We start from the raw sequence: 14,002 nt of genomic DNA, 5'->3' as shown, positions 1-14,002 counted from the left end.
GTTGCTGTTGCTGTTGCTTAGCAGGGTGTCGAGCTTCTTTAAGCTTGTCACGCGCAGCATCCGCAGGTGAAGTGGGTGCTGGCACTTCAGGTGCTACCCCTACTTGCTGCTTATTATCATGTGGCGATTGTATACCCGAGTTTGCACTAGCAGAAGATGGTTTAGCAGGCTTTGAACTAATGGCTGCAGAAGTTTCTTCTTTAGGTTTGTTCTCTTCTGGTTGAGCATTCAAAGGTAGCGCTTTGACGCCAGCTGGTTTAAAGGCAATTAAACGTAGCACAATCATCTCCGCACCCATTTTAGGTGACGGTGCGATGGCGATATCCTCACGTCCTTTAATCACGATTTGATAGTAAAGCTGTACTTCCTCTGGGGAAAGCGCTTTGGCCAACAGCTCTATTTTTTCCGCATCCGGCTGCCCTTTATCCAAGGTTGCAGGTAAAGCCTGATACATAGCAATTCGGTGAAGCTGAGTAGCAAGTTCTTGGAGTAACCCATCCCAATCCACACCATTTTGCGCGAGCCGAGTCAGTGCATCTAGTGCCGTTTGAGCTTGATGAGAGCTGATAGCTTCGAGCAGGTGAATGGCTTGGTCGGTATCCAATGTACCCAGCATGTTCGACACCGTATTGGTATCAATAACACCATTACCGAGCGCGATTGCTTGATCGGTTAAGCTTAGCGCATCTCGCATACTACCGTCGGCTGCATGAGAAATCATGCCCAATGCGCGTGGTTCAGCGGTGATTTGCTCGTGCCCAAGAATATGATCAAGTTGCTGATGAATATTATCCACACTGATCGGTTTCAAATGAAACTGAAGGCAACGGGAAAGGATCGTAACTGGGAGCTTTTGCGGATCCGTTGTGGCAAGCAGAAACTTCACATATTCAGGCGGTTCTTCTAATGTTTTCAGAAGCGCATTGAAGCTGTGACGAGAAAGCATGTGAACTTCATCTATCAGGTAGACTTTAAACCGACCACGAGCAGGCTTGTATTGAACGTTATCCAATAGCTCGCGCGTATCTTCTACCTTCGTACGAGAAGCGGCATCGATTTCGAGCAAATCTACAAATCGACCTTCATCAATCTCTTTACATGTAGAACACTCACCACAGGGTTTAGCCGTAATTCCGGTTTCACAATTTAACCCTTTGGCAAACAAGCGACCTATTGTCGTTTTGCCGACACCACGCGTTCCACTGAACAGATAGGCATGATGCAATCGGTTCTGGCTTAGTGCATTTTCCAACGCAGTGAGAACGTGACCTTGCCCAACGACTTCGCTGAACTGGTGTGGTCGCCACTTACGTGCTAACGCTAAATAACTCATTCACGCTTTCCAATTACGAATGAATACCAAAAAGGCTTAGTGCCCTTCAAATTCACAGATGCTGTATACATTCAGACCAAATTCTTTCAAGCGAGTTTCACCGCCGATTTCTGGCAGGTTAATTACGAACGCTGCGTGTTCAACATCGCCACCTAGTTGTCGAATTAATTTCACTGTTGCTTCAATGGTGCCACCTGTGGCTAGCAAGTCATCGACCACAAGAACTTTATCACCTTCAACAATCGCATCGGTATGGATTTCCAAGGTATCGGTTCCGTACTCAAGCTCGTAAGACTGAGCAACGGTTTCACGGGGTAATTTTCCTGGCTTGCGCACAGGAACAAACCCGACACCCAGTTCTAATGCCAAAGGCGCACCAAACAGAAAGCCACGAGCTTCTGTTCCCACGATCTTTGTGAATCCCATGTCTTTGTATTTTTCAACTAACAATGCAATCGTCGCACGATACGCGGCAGCATCTTCCATCAAACTGGTTACATCGCGAAAAAGTATCCCTGGTTTTGGGTAATCTGGGATGCTTTTAATACTCGCTTGGATTTGGGCGATGGTTTCAGTAGTCATAGGCTCAATCTTTTAATCTTAGGCGTTACACAATAAACGCACATTGTAATACTCCAGTTCGCTTTAGTCTGCGAACTGGAAAAAGAAAAATGAAATCCGCTTTTCAGCGGCGCTTAATGTTAGTGATTTTCTTCTTTATCAGCAACAGGGTCGAGTACAGGTATTCGCGAAAACCATGCTAGTAAAACGAAAAGTATCACCAATAGCATAGCCTTTACCCACATAATTGGGGCAACAATAATGGAGACCGAAAAACTGATTATGATAAAGATATACGCACGCCGTTTCACTTTTGCCCTAAGTGATCTGTGTTGTTGCCAATCATTCAGTACGGGGCCTAGTTTCGGGTGGGAGTGCAGCCATTCATAAAATTTCGGGCTTCCACGTAAAAAGCATGCGCTTGTCAGCAAAAGGAAAGGCGTAGTTGGAAGCAATGGCAATACGATTCCCAGTAAACCAATTAGCAACGAAATCCACCCTAAGATATTCCAAGCTGTTCGACGAATACTAATAACCTGCTTCTCCTACATCCTTTGCAAATGGGTATTATACCCAAGCGGTCTCAATCAAGGTACTAAGTTCGGCAACCTCTCTATCAAAGACTAGGGGCTGTTGATCTTTCGCGGTTAAATTTTGTTCGACTTCTATGCATTTTAATCGCGGCGCAAGGTGTGTAGCCTAGTCATTCTAAGCAAATACCTTGCAACAAAGAGTAAAGTGCATAGAAGTGAACCTTTCGGGCAGCATTTGTGGCCTATTTCTACTGCGTTATCGCCTATTGATGTAGAGCGACTACACCGAATAAGCTCTGCCTTGTATAAATAACCCACAAATTGCTGCAAAAATCATCTCGAAAGATCAACAGCCCCTAGAGAACTGGCTTTCAGGCAAGGCTCCAACAAAAAACGGCTTCCAATGAGAAGCCGTTTTTATCCATCGATACCAAACCATTTTTACTGATAACCGGTAAATACCCGAATCCAAGTAAGCGTAGCAGGCAGCGTAGGTATAAGTAACACAGCAATAAAACCTAAAAAGTAAAGAAAGTTGTATGGATCTTTGTAGTTATCTTGTTCCGACATGGTGCTCATTATCTCCTCGTTATTAGACGACTGACTATATAGGACGCAGTACTTTCAATAAACCTACAAATGTAAAGGTTATTTAACCTTCGCAACAACGATCTCACTTTTCTTTAACGAATAACGAATTTTGACCTTACTGCAAATTACCTTGGTAAATATCCAAACAGAAACTGCTCGCTCCTAACTTGCTCATGGTAAGTTGCCCACCATTGTGAACGATAAGAGCCGATTCAGATTTATTACGTAAACACCCTTCTCCCAACCTTACGCCTTCCGACAGATGCTTATTTTGACCACCACTAGACCAAACGCTTTCCAATCCAGCAGAATGTACGATCAATGAACTGTCGGTCATATCGACCACACCAAACAATGCGCTAATGGAAGAGGCGTATTCGGAGCATGTAATCCCCTTTTCAACCGCATCGATCAGCTGATTCAAATCAACCGTATCGCTCTTATTGTTGCGCAAATGATCATTAAAAAGTGCGCGAATCAGTAAAGTGGTCGCCACTGATTGATCACCTCCCGAAGCCGCATCAACCAAATAAAAGACAAAATGCCCGTCCATCACCCACGCATAATCAAACACTAAAGGTAATGATTCAGAAGATTGAAGAAGACGATATGTGCATTTCCAACCTCCTGTCTTTGTGTCTCTTTCTGGTAGAAGTGCTTCGAGCAGATCTCGTGCCATGTTTGGGTTATTTTGCAAGTGATCTAAATGCCAATGAAGTTCTTGTTCTTCTGGCAGGTCACCGGATTCGTCAACGCGAAACCACTGACTCGCAAAGTCACGTTGGTCGGAATCATTGGATTCAGCGTCTTCCAAAGTATTGCTGATCGCTTTTTCCAAATGGTCCATATTTGGGATGGGTTTTGAAAGAAAATCTTTAATACCAAAGCGGAGCGCTCTGGCTACATCGGACATTTCTTCGGTAGCGGATACGACGATCATAGGAAGTGATGGGTACTCCCAGCACACTTCTTCAACAAATTCGATACCATTTAGTACGGGCATCGAAATGTCACAAATGACTAGGTCGGGCACTTCAGAACGAAGTTGTTTAAGTCCATCGAGCCCATCTTCAGCTTCTAGAATCCGATAACCATTGGACTCTAGGTAGCTAGTGAGCATTCGACGAAATATGGCGTCGTCATCGACGATCATGACTGTTGGTTTGTCTAGTGCAACCCCTCCAGCCACCTGATGTTGCAATACGCTTGATTTAATCATGGATCTAACCTCAAAATAAAATACTTCCGAAATAGTTCTTATTATTTTTTTGCTCAGTAATATAAAAAGTAGTCAGAAATCATCACTTCCACAACTTCGCAAATGTTACCCATGCCGCAATTTGCGTTAACGACTGCGCTTTCTTCTACAAGAAATCGTTGACTTAAAACAACCTTCTTCTGAAAAGTTACGTTACACTGTTTCTCTTGCATTTTTTGTGTGTCTTACAAATGAAACTTGATGATCTCAACCTTTTTCGTCTAGTTGTCGAGAACGGCAGCTATACCGCAACGTCACGTAAAACAATGATCCCTGTTGCCACGATCACTCGCCGCATTCAAGCGCTTGAAGACTCTCTCAATCTTAGATTGCTCAACCGCCATGCAAGGAAACTGGCACTAACGGAAGCCGGAGAGCGGTTTTATGTAGAATGCTCACCGCTGCTAAAGCAGCTGGCTTCTGCGGCTGAAAACATTTCCGATGACTGCCGAGGCGCTGCAGGGAAGCTCAAAATTTCCGCCCCTGCCAATATTACAAAGCGAATGATCATGCCGTTGCTCAATCAATTTATGGCGGAGTACCCAGATATCCGAGTCGAGTTGACAACAACCAATATGGCAGACCAACTTGATCCGACAGAGTGGGATATTATTTTCAGAGTCGGCCCTCAACGCGATTCCAGCTTAATCGTCCGGAAGATTAATTCAGTAGAGGATATTTTGGTCGCGAGCCCTGAATATCTCAGTAAACATCGTCCACTTTTACACGCTGAAGATTTACGAGAACACGCGTTATTAAAAGGTCATCCATTGATGCGTTGGCAGCTAACCAATAGCGAAGATGAAACCGTAATTATTAATGAACGCGGCCGGCTTGAAGCAAGTGAGCTCAATGTTGTAAGGCGCGCTTGTTCTGCAGGGTTGGGAATAACACTGATGCCTAACGTTATGTTGGACACCTACATTGCTGATGGAAGCTTGGTTCAAGTTTTGGAAGGCTGGAGCGCAAACCCAAGAGACGTTTATATGCTTTACAATCATAAAGATCATCAGCCAGAAAAGGTGCGCCTCCTCATAGACTTTTTCAGTCAGCACTCACTCAATGTGCCCCATCTGGGATAGTTGACACTTATTTCTAACGCAATAAAAAATGCCAGAGCATCTATATACTCTGGCATTCTTGTTCTTAATCTGTCTTACGGATTCACTTCTTAATCAGACTATGCGCCTTCGTTATGAAGTTCCAAATTCGCAAGATCTTGTTGGATTTCACGCTGCACTTTCGCATCGTCATTACGTAGCGAATCAAGGAAATCTAAATATTTCTGGTCAACATCGCCAGTTACGTATTCACCATTGAATACGGAACTCTCAAAACGTGCGATATCTTGGTTGCCAAGCCCAACTGCAGAAACCAAATCTTCCAACGTTTGGAAAATCAACGCATCAGCGCCAATCATTTGGCAGATTTCTTCGTTATCACGACCGTGCGCAATAAGCTCATTTGCACTAGGCATATCGATGCCATAAACGTTAGGGAAACGAACTTCAGGTGCAGCTGAAACCATGTAGACGTTTTTCGCTCCTGAGTCACGGGCCATTTCAATGATCTGCTCAGAAGTGGTACCACGCACGATCGAATCATCAACAAGCAATACGTTTTTGCCTTTAAACTCAGAACGAATAGCATTGAGCTTACGACGAACTGATTTCTTACGTTGTTGCTGACCAGGCATGATGAAGGTACGACCAACATAACGGTTCTTAACAAAACCTTGGCGGTATGGCTTGTCAATTATCTGTGCAATTTCCAATGCAATATCACAAGACGTTTCAGGGATTGGGATAACCACATCGATATCCAAATCTTCCCATTCACGTTTGATTTTTTCGCCTAGCTTTTTGCCCATTTCAACACGAGCACTGTAAACCGAAATTTTATCGATAAACGAATCAGGGCGAGCAAAGTAAACAAACTCGAAGATACAAGGGTTTGATTGAGGATTTTCAGCACACTGTTGAGTAAATAGCTCACCGTCAAAGGTGGCATAAATCGCTTCACCTGGTGCGACATCTCGAACAAAATCAAATCCAACGGCGTCTAAAGCAACAGATTCAGATGCAACCATGTACTCGGTGCGACCTGATTCTAGCTCTCGCTTACCTAAACATAATGGACGAATGCCGTGTGGGTCACGAAAAGCAACCATACCGTGACCGATGATCATCGCCGCAACCGCATAAGCACCACGAATTTGCTTATGAACATTAGAAATCGCAGAGAATACGGTGTCTTTGGTCACGTCTTTCGACAAATCAATTTCATGTGCGAGGATATTAAGAAGTACCTCGGAGTCAGAGGTCGTGTTTACATGACGACGAGCTGTTTCCAATAGGCTTTCACGCAATTCATGTGCGTTAGTTAGGTTGCCGTTGTGAGCAAGGGTAATACCGTAAGGGGAGTTTACGTAGAAAGGCTGTGCCTCTGAAGCACTTGAACTACCTGCCGTTGGGTAACGCGCGTGACCGATACCGACAGTACCTTGTAAACGCTGCATGTGTTTGGCTTCAAATACATCTTTAACTAGACCGTTCGCTTTTCTCAGACGAAAACGATTGCTTTCTATGGTAATAATACCAGCGGCATCCTGGCCACGATGCTGTAATACAGTCAGCGCATCATAAATTGACTGGTTTACAGGTGTTGTACCCACGATTCCAACAATACCACACATGTCATAATCCTCGGTTTTGACAGTAGGCTGGCACTACACGGTGCCAGACAAAAAGCTTGAAGTTTCTTTTAGGTGCTCGAAAAACGGAGCAATGATTCGGCTGAATTCAGGAATCAATTGCGAGTTAATCCACCACTCTGAATTTGGCAATGCAGTAAATGCATCAATGAAAAACAGCACTGCGGATACGATAAGAATTCCACGTAACCCTCCGAAGACGATTCCTAAAATTCTATCGGTTCCAGACAGACCCGTTTTTTGCACCAGTTGTCCAATAACATAGTTGACTAATGAACCAACAACCAATGTCGCTATAAACAAAGCTGCAATAGCGGCTCCGTTTCGAAACATGTCATCTTGAATATTGGTAAAGTACACCGCCAATTTGGCGTAATAATGACTGGCGATAAAAAACGCGCCAAACCAAATAACAAGAGACAGTGCTTCCTTCACGAAGCCTCGAATCAAACTGATCACAGCGGACAGCCCGATTACCCCTAAAATGACAAAATCTATCCAGTTCATTCTGTTCTACATCTTAAGTTGGCGCGCATTTTAACAGAAAAAATCGCGACGCAAACGTTTTCTTATGGATTTAGTGGTTTAAATTTCAACAGTTGACCTTTCGCCCCTGTGATTTTTTCCAATTCCTTGATTTGCTTTTCCAATTTAGGCTTGGAAACATCAGGGCCTATGATAACTCTTGAAAATGCGTTCTCCTGCTTGATATGCGCTTGATAACCGCGTTTCTGAAGGTCTTTCACTAGCTTTTTAGCGTTATCGACATTTTTAAGTGCCATTAGCTGTATGATCCATGCACTGTCAGCATAGTCATTTTTCTCGGCGACGGCTCTTGGTAATACTTCTATCTTTTCAGGCTCAGATTCTTCTGAAACGGTTATTGATACTGGGCTGTCTGGTAACACTAAATCGTCTTCAACAGGTTCCAGCACTTCAAATACTTCTACCGTTCCCTCAAGCTCTGGCTTAATTGGAATGGTTGCAAGCTCTTCTTTGAAGTGCTCCTTCTTCCCGTCTAAAAGATCGGGTAACACAATGACGCCAACAGAGACCAATAAAATGGTCCCCACCAGCCTACTTTGAAACCTACTCGCCATCATGGCTCCTTTCTGATTCCCAGTGCTCCAATACTGCTCCAACAGTATGGAACGAACCTACAACGACAATGAGTTCATTTGATTTTGCCTGTTTTCTTGCTGCTTCAAATGCCTCTGTTGGCGTATCAAACTTACCCGTGTTTGATGGCAAGTGCGTGATAAGCTCTTCAGCCTTAGCCGCTCTCTCACCTTCTAGCGAAGCTGGATACCATTTTGTTGCAACGGGTGCGAGTACCTTCAGTGTTTCAGCAATGTCTTTATCATGTAACATTGCTACCACCATATGGATTGGCGTATTGGGGTAATGTTTATTTAGCTGCTCAACCAAATACTCAGCTGAATGCGGGTTGTGGGCAACATCGAGCAAAATCATAGGAGATTGAGAAAGCTTTTGCATTCGACCTGCAAGTTTTGCGCTTTTCAAGCCTTTTACGATATTAACGTCTGAGATGTCTAACTCTGCGCACCCTAGCGCCATTAAAGACGTAGCAGCATTAGGTAGAGGCAGATCAGGAAGAGGAAGGTCATCCAAAGCAAACTGACCTGAGCGCCACTTCCATTTGTCGCCCTCTGTGGAATAACTAAACTGAATCCCTACTTGGTGTAGCTTAGCACCAATATCGTCTGCATGTGCCGCTACCGTTGCAGGCGCTTTTGGCTGACCGCATACCGCTGGTCTATTGCTGCGGAATATCCCTGCTTTTTCGTAACCAATAACATTGATGTCGTCACCCAACCAGTCGACATGGTCGACCGCGAGGCTAGTAATGACCGATACATCATGATCGACTACATTGGTCGCATCCAGTCTTCCGCCTAAACCAACTTCAAGCAAGACCACATCAACTTTCTCAGTTTGAAACAAGCGAAGTGCTGCTAAAGTTCCATACTCAAAAAAACTTAGGCTGATATCACCACGTTTTTTCTCGATGAAATCGAATGCTTGTGAATGATTTGCTTCATCCACCTCAGTACCATTGATACGTACACGTTCAGTGTAGCGAATAAGATGAGGGGAGCTATATACGCCAACAGAATAACCTGCATCAAGCAAGATCGCTTCCATGAGTGCGCAGGTAGACCCTTTCCCATTAGTTCCGGCAACGGTAATCACTTTAGGAGCAGGTTTGATTAGCTGGGCTTTTTCGGCGACTGCCTGTACACGCTCCAAACCGAGGTCTATGGCGCTAGTGTGGATGTTTTCTAAATAATGAAGCCACATCGATAGAGGTGATGTGGCTTTAGGTACTTGAATATGACTCATTAAACTCTTAACTAATTCTTAAGCGGCTGTTTAATGAATACTTTACTCTTTTTCGTCCGCGACTGGTACTTCGTATTGCTCTTCAATTGGAGAATCGTTAACCGATACCACCATTGGTGAAGTTTGGTTAGTCAGTTTTGCCAACAAACCACCAATACGCTGACGCATTTCACGACGATCAACAATCATATCTATCGCGCCGTGGTCAAGGAGGAATTCACTACGCTGAAAGCCTTCTGGAAGGTCTTCACGTACGGTTTGTTCGATAACACGACGACCAGCAAAACCAATCAGTGCTTTAGGCTCACCAATATTGATGTCACCTAACATCGCCAAACTAGCGGATACACCGCCCATAGTTGGGTCAGTCATCACTGAGAAGAAAGGCAATCCTTTGGCGGACAATCGTTCTAACGCAGCGCTGGTTTTAGCCATTTGCATAAGAGACATCAGTGCCTCTTGCATACGAGCACCACCACTAGCAGAGAAACAAACCAAACCACAGTTGTTTTCAATTGCGGCTTCAACAGCACGAACAAAACGAGCACCGACAACAGAACCCATAGAGCCGCCCATAAATTTGAATTCAAAGGCGCAGGTTACGACAGGCAATCCAAGCAATTCACCTTTCATAACAACAAGTGCGTCTTTTTCGCCACTGTTTTTCTGAGCCGTCGAAATACGTTCTTTATAACGCTTCGAATCTTTGAATTTTAGTTTGTCTTGAGGCTCTAACTCAGTTGCTAATTCTTCGCGCTCACCCTCATCAAGGAATGATTCAAGGCGACGACGCGCACCCATACGCATGTGATGGTCACATTTTGGACATACTTCTAAGTTACGCTCTAGTTCTGCATGATACAGAACCTGCTCACAGGAAGTACATTTGGTCCAAACCCCTTCTGGGATAGACGCTTTACGTGAGCTTACGATACTGCTTTTATTTAAAATCTTTTCAAGCCAACTCATGGAAGACCTTTTTCTATTAACTCTTTCGCCTAATTGCGAAAGATACAAATTCTGAATGATGCGTGAGGATTAAAACATAATATTCTCACACTGTGGATCAAAAACTGGTTGTACCTATTTTAAAGCAGCAACAAAGTGCGATAACTCACAACTTTTCAATACTTTTGGTGACCACAAAACAACCAAAACCATGCGACACTGATTTTATATTTCCTGCCTTAAAAAGCGACGCTAACTGGTTTTAATTCAACAGAAAAGCATCAACAATTGGCGCTATCATCTCATTGATAGATTTTAAAGGTTGTCAGGTAAAAATATTGGTCCTAGCGGTTCTCTTGGCAACCCAAAGCTTTCGGGGTAATCAACATCAACAAGATAGAGACCTTCCGCTTTGGCTGTGGCTCCCGCAAGCCTTCTGTCTTTTGCTTCTAGCAACCATTGAATCCATTCCGGATTTTGATTGCCACGCCCAACTTCAATCAAGCTTCCGGTGATATTTCTCACCATGTGATGGACAAAAGCATTTGCCTTAATGTCTATGACAACGTAATGACCATGTCTGCTCACATTTAAATGCATGATATTTCGCCAAGGACTGCGAGACTGGCACTGCACCGCACGAAAAGAAGTAAAATCGTTCTCGCCAAGCAAGAACTGACCGGCTAAATGCATCTTCTTTTCGTCCAATTCGCCATGATAATGGCTAATGCCTGAAGATAAAATTCCAGGACGATAAGCGTGGTTGTAGATCACATAACGATAGCGCCTAGCTGTTGCAGTGAAACGAGCGTGAAACTCTTCGGGAACCTCTTTTGCCCAACGAACTGCGATATCTTTTGGCATATTGGCATTGACTCCCATGGTCCATGCCGCCATCTTCCGCACTGAGGTCGTGTCAAAATGGACCACCTGCCCTGTGCCATGAACTCCCGCATCAGTTCTTCCGGCACACTGGACTTCTACAGGGTGATTTGCCACGATGGAAAGTGACTTTTCCAATTTTTCTTGAACGCTGGTTACGTCTCTTTGACGTTGCCAACCATAGTATTTTGCACCATCGTACTCGATGCCTAACGCTATTCGCATAATCGTTTACTTCTCTGTCTTACGGGGCCGGAGAGTATATACCCAAACAACCTCATGGTGCTAGGCTCTCCAAGCCATCAAAGCTGAACACAAGGATCACCCAATCAATAAAAAAACAGGCAACCATTGGCTGCCTGTTTGAATTGTTCTACACGCTATTATTCATTAAGTTTGTCGATGAGAGATTTTGCTTCTCGTCGTACTTCATCGTCACCATAAACGATGGCTTCTTCCAGCAATTTAATCGCGCCTTCATTATCGTTCATTTCAACGTAAATCTTGGCTAAATCTAATTTGCCCGCAGCCTCACTGTTATCGTCGACATCATAAGGTTCAACCTCACCAAGCACATCTGGGAATTCATCTAGCCCGACACTTAACTCCAAAGCTTCGGCATCTGGATCTGGTTTTTCGCCAGATTCGGCTTCTTCTTTCTCTACCTGTGCCATAAGTTCATCTACGCTCATGAACTTCTGATCCGCTTCTTTTTCACTTTCACTCGAAAGATCCGGTTGATTTTCCCAGTCTTCTTCCCGAACTTCAGGGTCTTGCAATGCTTCTGCTGTTCCCCAAACGTCCTTTTCTTCCTCAGGAACATCTTCTGAAATAGAAGCTTGCTGCTCTGGAGTGAGATTGAAACCATTCCAGTCTTCACCCGTATCCAGCATGGCATCTATATCCATACCGGCACTATCAACCACTTTACTGTCTAATGGCTGATCAAACGTTTCAACCAAGTCACCTTCTGGCTCACTCAATAGCGTCGCCATTGTTGCTGACTCGTCAAATTGAGTTAAGTCTTCGCCGGCAAGTGGTGTACCACTGTCGTCGGATGATGAAAGATCAAATGCATCTTGGAGCGCAGCAGCTTCATCGTATTCACCGAGATCAGAGTCATCTAACTCAATCGAATCTTCAGAAACAGGTTCAGGCTCCAACGAATCGAGAGGGTCAAGCTCTTCTTCCATCGCATCAAATGCTGCTGACTCATCAAACTCACCCAGCTCTTCATCACTTAAAGAAACATTTTCTTCTCTAGCCGCTTCTTCAGCATCAATTTCTGCTGCGATATCGTCATCTACAGGGTTGAGAGCCTCTTGCAGTGATCGAACTTCATCAGGCTGTGTTTCCAAAACCGAGGATTCATCCAAATCTTCAGGCTCTGAGTCATCCAATTCAATCGAAGCGTCCGCGGGAGGAGCTACATCCAGCTGATTTTGAGAATTAGGCTCTTCTAACTCATGGTCGCTAACAGAAGCCTCTTCTATACGAGCGGCTTCTTCAGCTTCAATTTCTGCGGCAATATCATCGTCAACAGGATTGAGAGCTTCTTGTAAGGAGAGAGGTTCGTCCGTCAACGCTTCCATAGCCGCTGATTCGTCAAACTCCCCAAGATCCGCATCGTCCAGTTTTATCGAATCAGCATTGTCTACCGTGTCTCCAGCTATATCCGAAACATCTAAATCTTCTGGCAGTGGCGCTGGCTCACCAGTCATCGCATCCAATGCGGCAGATTCATCGAATTCACCTAAATCCGTATCGTCCAGCTCAATTGCGTCCGGCTCATCCAGCTCTTCAGCGATTTCACTTTCTACTGGCTCAATCGCTTCTGACTCAGATATTTCCGGCTCTGATGCTTCAGGCTCCGCGGTTTCTAATACTGGCTCGGCAGTATCCAAATCTTCTGGCAATGGCGCTGGCTCATCTGACATCGCATCCAATGCGGCAGACTCATCGAATTCACCTAAATCCTTATCGTCCAGTTCAATTGCGTCCGGCTCTTCAGCGACTTCGCTTTCTGCCAGTTCAATCGCTTCTGGCTCAGAAATTTCTGACTCCGAAGCTTCAACCTCTGCAACGTCAGGCTCCGCGGTTTCTAATACTGGCTCGGCTGCATCCAAACCTTCCGGCAGTGGCGCTGGCTCATCTGCCATCGCATCCAATGCGGCAGATTCGTCGAATTCACCTAAATCCGCATCGTCCAGTTCAATGGCGTCAGGCTCATCCAGCTCTTCAGCGACTTCGCTTTCTACTGGTTCCGCCGCTTCCGGCTCAGAGGCTTCTGGCTCCACAGATTCGAGAGCTTCGACTTCAGGTGCTGGCTCGGCTGCATCCAAATCTTCCGGCAGTGGCGCTGGCTCATCTGAAATTGCGTCCAGTGCGGCAGATTCGTCGAACTCACCTAATTCTGCATCGTCCAGTTCAATGGCGTCAGGCTCATCCAGCTCTTCAGCGACTTCGCTTTCTACTGATTCCGCCGCTTCCGGCTCAGAGGCTTCTGGCACTGGTTCGACAGATTCGAGATCTGCAACTTCAGGTTCCGCTGCTTCTAGTACTGGCTCGGCTGCATCCAAGTCTTCTGGCAGTGGCGCTGGCTCATCGGCCATTGCGTCCAGTGCGGCAGATTCGTCGAACTCACCTAAGTCGGTATCCTCTAATTCATTTAAACCAAGATCATCTGTTGGTTCTGGCGTATCTGACAATTCTTCAAGACCACTAAGGTCAGAATCATCAAAATCCCAGTCTTCATTTTGTGGTGTACCGAACTCATTTGGCACGGACTTAGGCATATCGAGCTCTGGCTCTGGCTCTGG

13 protein-coding genes are annotated in these 14,002 nt (G+C 45.0%); 1 reads left to right on the top strand and 12 read right to left on the bottom strand.

Annotated features, from left to right (window positions below):
- The 5 genes from dnaX to VPNCDNU1_RS18695 all read right to left on the bottom strand — a co-directional run.
- Positions 1-1,333: DNA polymerase III subunit gamma/tau (gene dnaX, locus VPNCDNU1_RS29115; RefSeq protein ID WP_237324173.1), on the bottom strand; the 1,333-nt coding region annotated here is incomplete at its 3' end.
- Positions 1,334-1,369: 36 nt separating this feature from the next.
- A complete protein-coding gene (gene apt / locus VPNCDNU1_RS18705) occupies positions 1,370-1,915 on the bottom strand; it encodes an adenine phosphoribosyltransferase (protein WP_101112667.1) in 546 nt (181 codons plus the stop codon).
- A 119-nt stretch (positions 1,916-2,034) separates the two neighbouring features.
- Positions 2,035-2,427, bottom strand: coding sequence for a DUF454 family protein (locus VPNCDNU1_RS18700; RefSeq protein WP_167404841.1), 393 nt, complete (start codon positions 2,425-2,427; stop codon positions 2,035-2,037).
- A 441-nt stretch (positions 2,428-2,868) separates the two neighbouring features.
- Positions 2,869-3,006, bottom strand: a complete 138-nt coding sequence (locus VPNCDNU1_RS28850) for a hypothetical protein (RefSeq protein WP_167404833.1) — start codon at positions 3,004-3,006, stop codon at positions 2,869-2,871.
- A gap of 127 nt (positions 3,007-3,133) precedes the next feature.
- On the bottom strand, positions 3,134-4,237 hold the full coding sequence (locus VPNCDNU1_RS18695; RefSeq protein ID WP_104401736.1) for a response regulator: 1,104 nt from the start codon (positions 4,235-4,237) through the stop codon (positions 3,134-3,136).
- A gap of 230 nt (positions 4,238-4,467) precedes the next feature.
- Here VPNCDNU1_RS18695 and VPNCDNU1_RS18690 point away from each other — a divergent pair, with 230 nt between their 5' ends.
- Entirely contained in the window at positions 4,468-5,358 is an 891-nt protein-coding gene (locus VPNCDNU1_RS18690) for a LysR family transcriptional regulator (protein WP_104401735.1), read from the top strand.
- Positions 5,359-5,456: 98 nt separating this feature from the next.
- On the opposite strand, the gene purF is transcribed toward VPNCDNU1_RS18690, so the two are convergent.
- From purF to VPNCDNU1_RS18655, 7 genes are all read right to left on the bottom strand, one after another.
- Positions 5,457-6,971, bottom strand: a complete 1,515-nt coding sequence (purF, locus tag VPNCDNU1_RS18685) for an amidophosphoribosyltransferase (RefSeq protein ID WP_104401734.1) — start codon at positions 6,969-6,971, stop codon at positions 5,457-5,459.
- Between the two features lie 33 nt (positions 6,972-7,004).
- Positions 7,005-7,496 (bottom strand): CvpA family protein, encoded by a 492-nt coding sequence (locus VPNCDNU1_RS18680; protein WP_104401733.1) that lies wholly within the window; start codon positions 7,494-7,496, stop codon positions 7,005-7,007.
- A 62-nt stretch (positions 7,497-7,558) separates the two neighbouring features.
- Positions 7,559-8,089, bottom strand: a complete 531-nt coding sequence (locus VPNCDNU1_RS18675) for an SPOR domain-containing protein (RefSeq protein ID WP_104401732.1) — start codon at positions 8,087-8,089, stop codon at positions 7,559-7,561.
- Positions 8,079-9,353 (bottom strand): bifunctional tetrahydrofolate synthase/dihydrofolate synthase, encoded by a 1,275-nt coding sequence (folC, locus tag VPNCDNU1_RS18670; RefSeq protein ID WP_104401731.1) that lies wholly within the window; start codon positions 9,351-9,353, stop codon positions 8,079-8,081. The genes VPNCDNU1_RS18675 and folC overlap by 11 nt, the downstream gene beginning before the upstream one ends.
- A 42-nt stretch (positions 9,354-9,395) precedes the next feature.
- The gene (gene accD, locus VPNCDNU1_RS18665) at positions 9,396-10,322 is read right to left on the bottom strand and encodes an acetyl-CoA carboxylase, carboxyltransferase subunit beta (RefSeq protein WP_104401730.1); all 927 of its coding nucleotides are present in this window, start codon (positions 10,320-10,322) and stop codon (positions 9,396-9,398) included.
- Positions 10,323-10,616: 294 nt separating this feature from the next.
- Complete coding sequence (truA, locus tag VPNCDNU1_RS18660) at positions 10,617-11,408, bottom strand: tRNA pseudouridine(38-40) synthase TruA (protein WP_104401729.1); 792 nt, start codon at positions 11,406-11,408, stop codon at positions 10,617-10,619.
- 158 nt (positions 11,409-11,566) lie between these two features.
- On the bottom strand, positions 11,567-14,002 hold a 2,436-nt coding region (locus tag VPNCDNU1_RS18655; protein ID WP_305848805.1), incomplete at its 5' end, for a FimV/HubP family polar landmark protein.

This window comes from Vibrio penaeicida, from assembly GCF_002933855.1.
In the GTDB taxonomy this organism is placed as follows: domain Bacteria; phylum Pseudomonadota; class Gammaproteobacteria; order Enterobacterales; family Vibrionaceae; genus Vibrio; species Vibrio penaeicida_A.
This window is presented reverse-complemented; position numbering and strand designations above follow the sequence as displayed.

What these genes read in the sequence shown, in the direction of transcription:
- folC (WP_104401731.1), bottom strand. Translation starts at nt 9,353, where the DNA reads ATGAGTCATATTCAAGTACCTAAAGCCACATCACCTCTATCGATGTGG.
- apt (WP_101112667.1), bottom strand. Translation starts at nt 1,915, where the DNA reads ATGACTACTGAAACCATCGCCCAAATCCAAGCGAGTATTAAAAGCATC.
- VPNCDNU1_RS18690 (WP_104401735.1), top strand. Translation starts at nt 4,468, where the DNA reads ATGAAACTTGATGATCTCAACCTTTTTCGTCTAGTTGTCGAGAACGGC.
- VPNCDNU1_RS18675 (WP_104401732.1), bottom strand. Translation starts at nt 8,089, where the DNA reads ATGGCGAGTAGGTTTCAAAGTAGGCTGGTGGGGACCATTTTATTGGTC.
- truA (WP_104401729.1), bottom strand. Translation starts at nt 11,408, where the DNA reads ATGCGAATAGCGTTAGGCATCGAGTACGATGGTGCAAAATACTATGGT.
- VPNCDNU1_RS28850 (WP_167404833.1), bottom strand. Translation starts at nt 3,006, where the DNA reads ATGAGCACCATGTCGGAACAAGATAACTACAAAGATCCATACAACTTT.
- purF (WP_104401734.1), bottom strand. Translation starts at nt 6,971, where the DNA reads ATGTGTGGTATTGTTGGAATCGTGGGTACAACACCTGTAAACCAGTCA.
- VPNCDNU1_RS18695 (WP_104401736.1), bottom strand. Translation starts at nt 4,237, where the DNA reads ATGATTAAATCAAGCGTATTGCAACATCAGGTGGCTGGAGGGGTTGCA.
- accD (WP_104401730.1), bottom strand. Translation starts at nt 10,322, where the DNA reads ATGAGTTGGCTTGAAAAGATTTTAAATAAAAGCAGTATCGTAAGCTCA.
- VPNCDNU1_RS18680 (WP_104401733.1), bottom strand. Translation starts at nt 7,496, where the DNA reads ATGAACTGGATAGATTTTGTCATTTTAGGGGTAATCGGGCTGTCCGCT.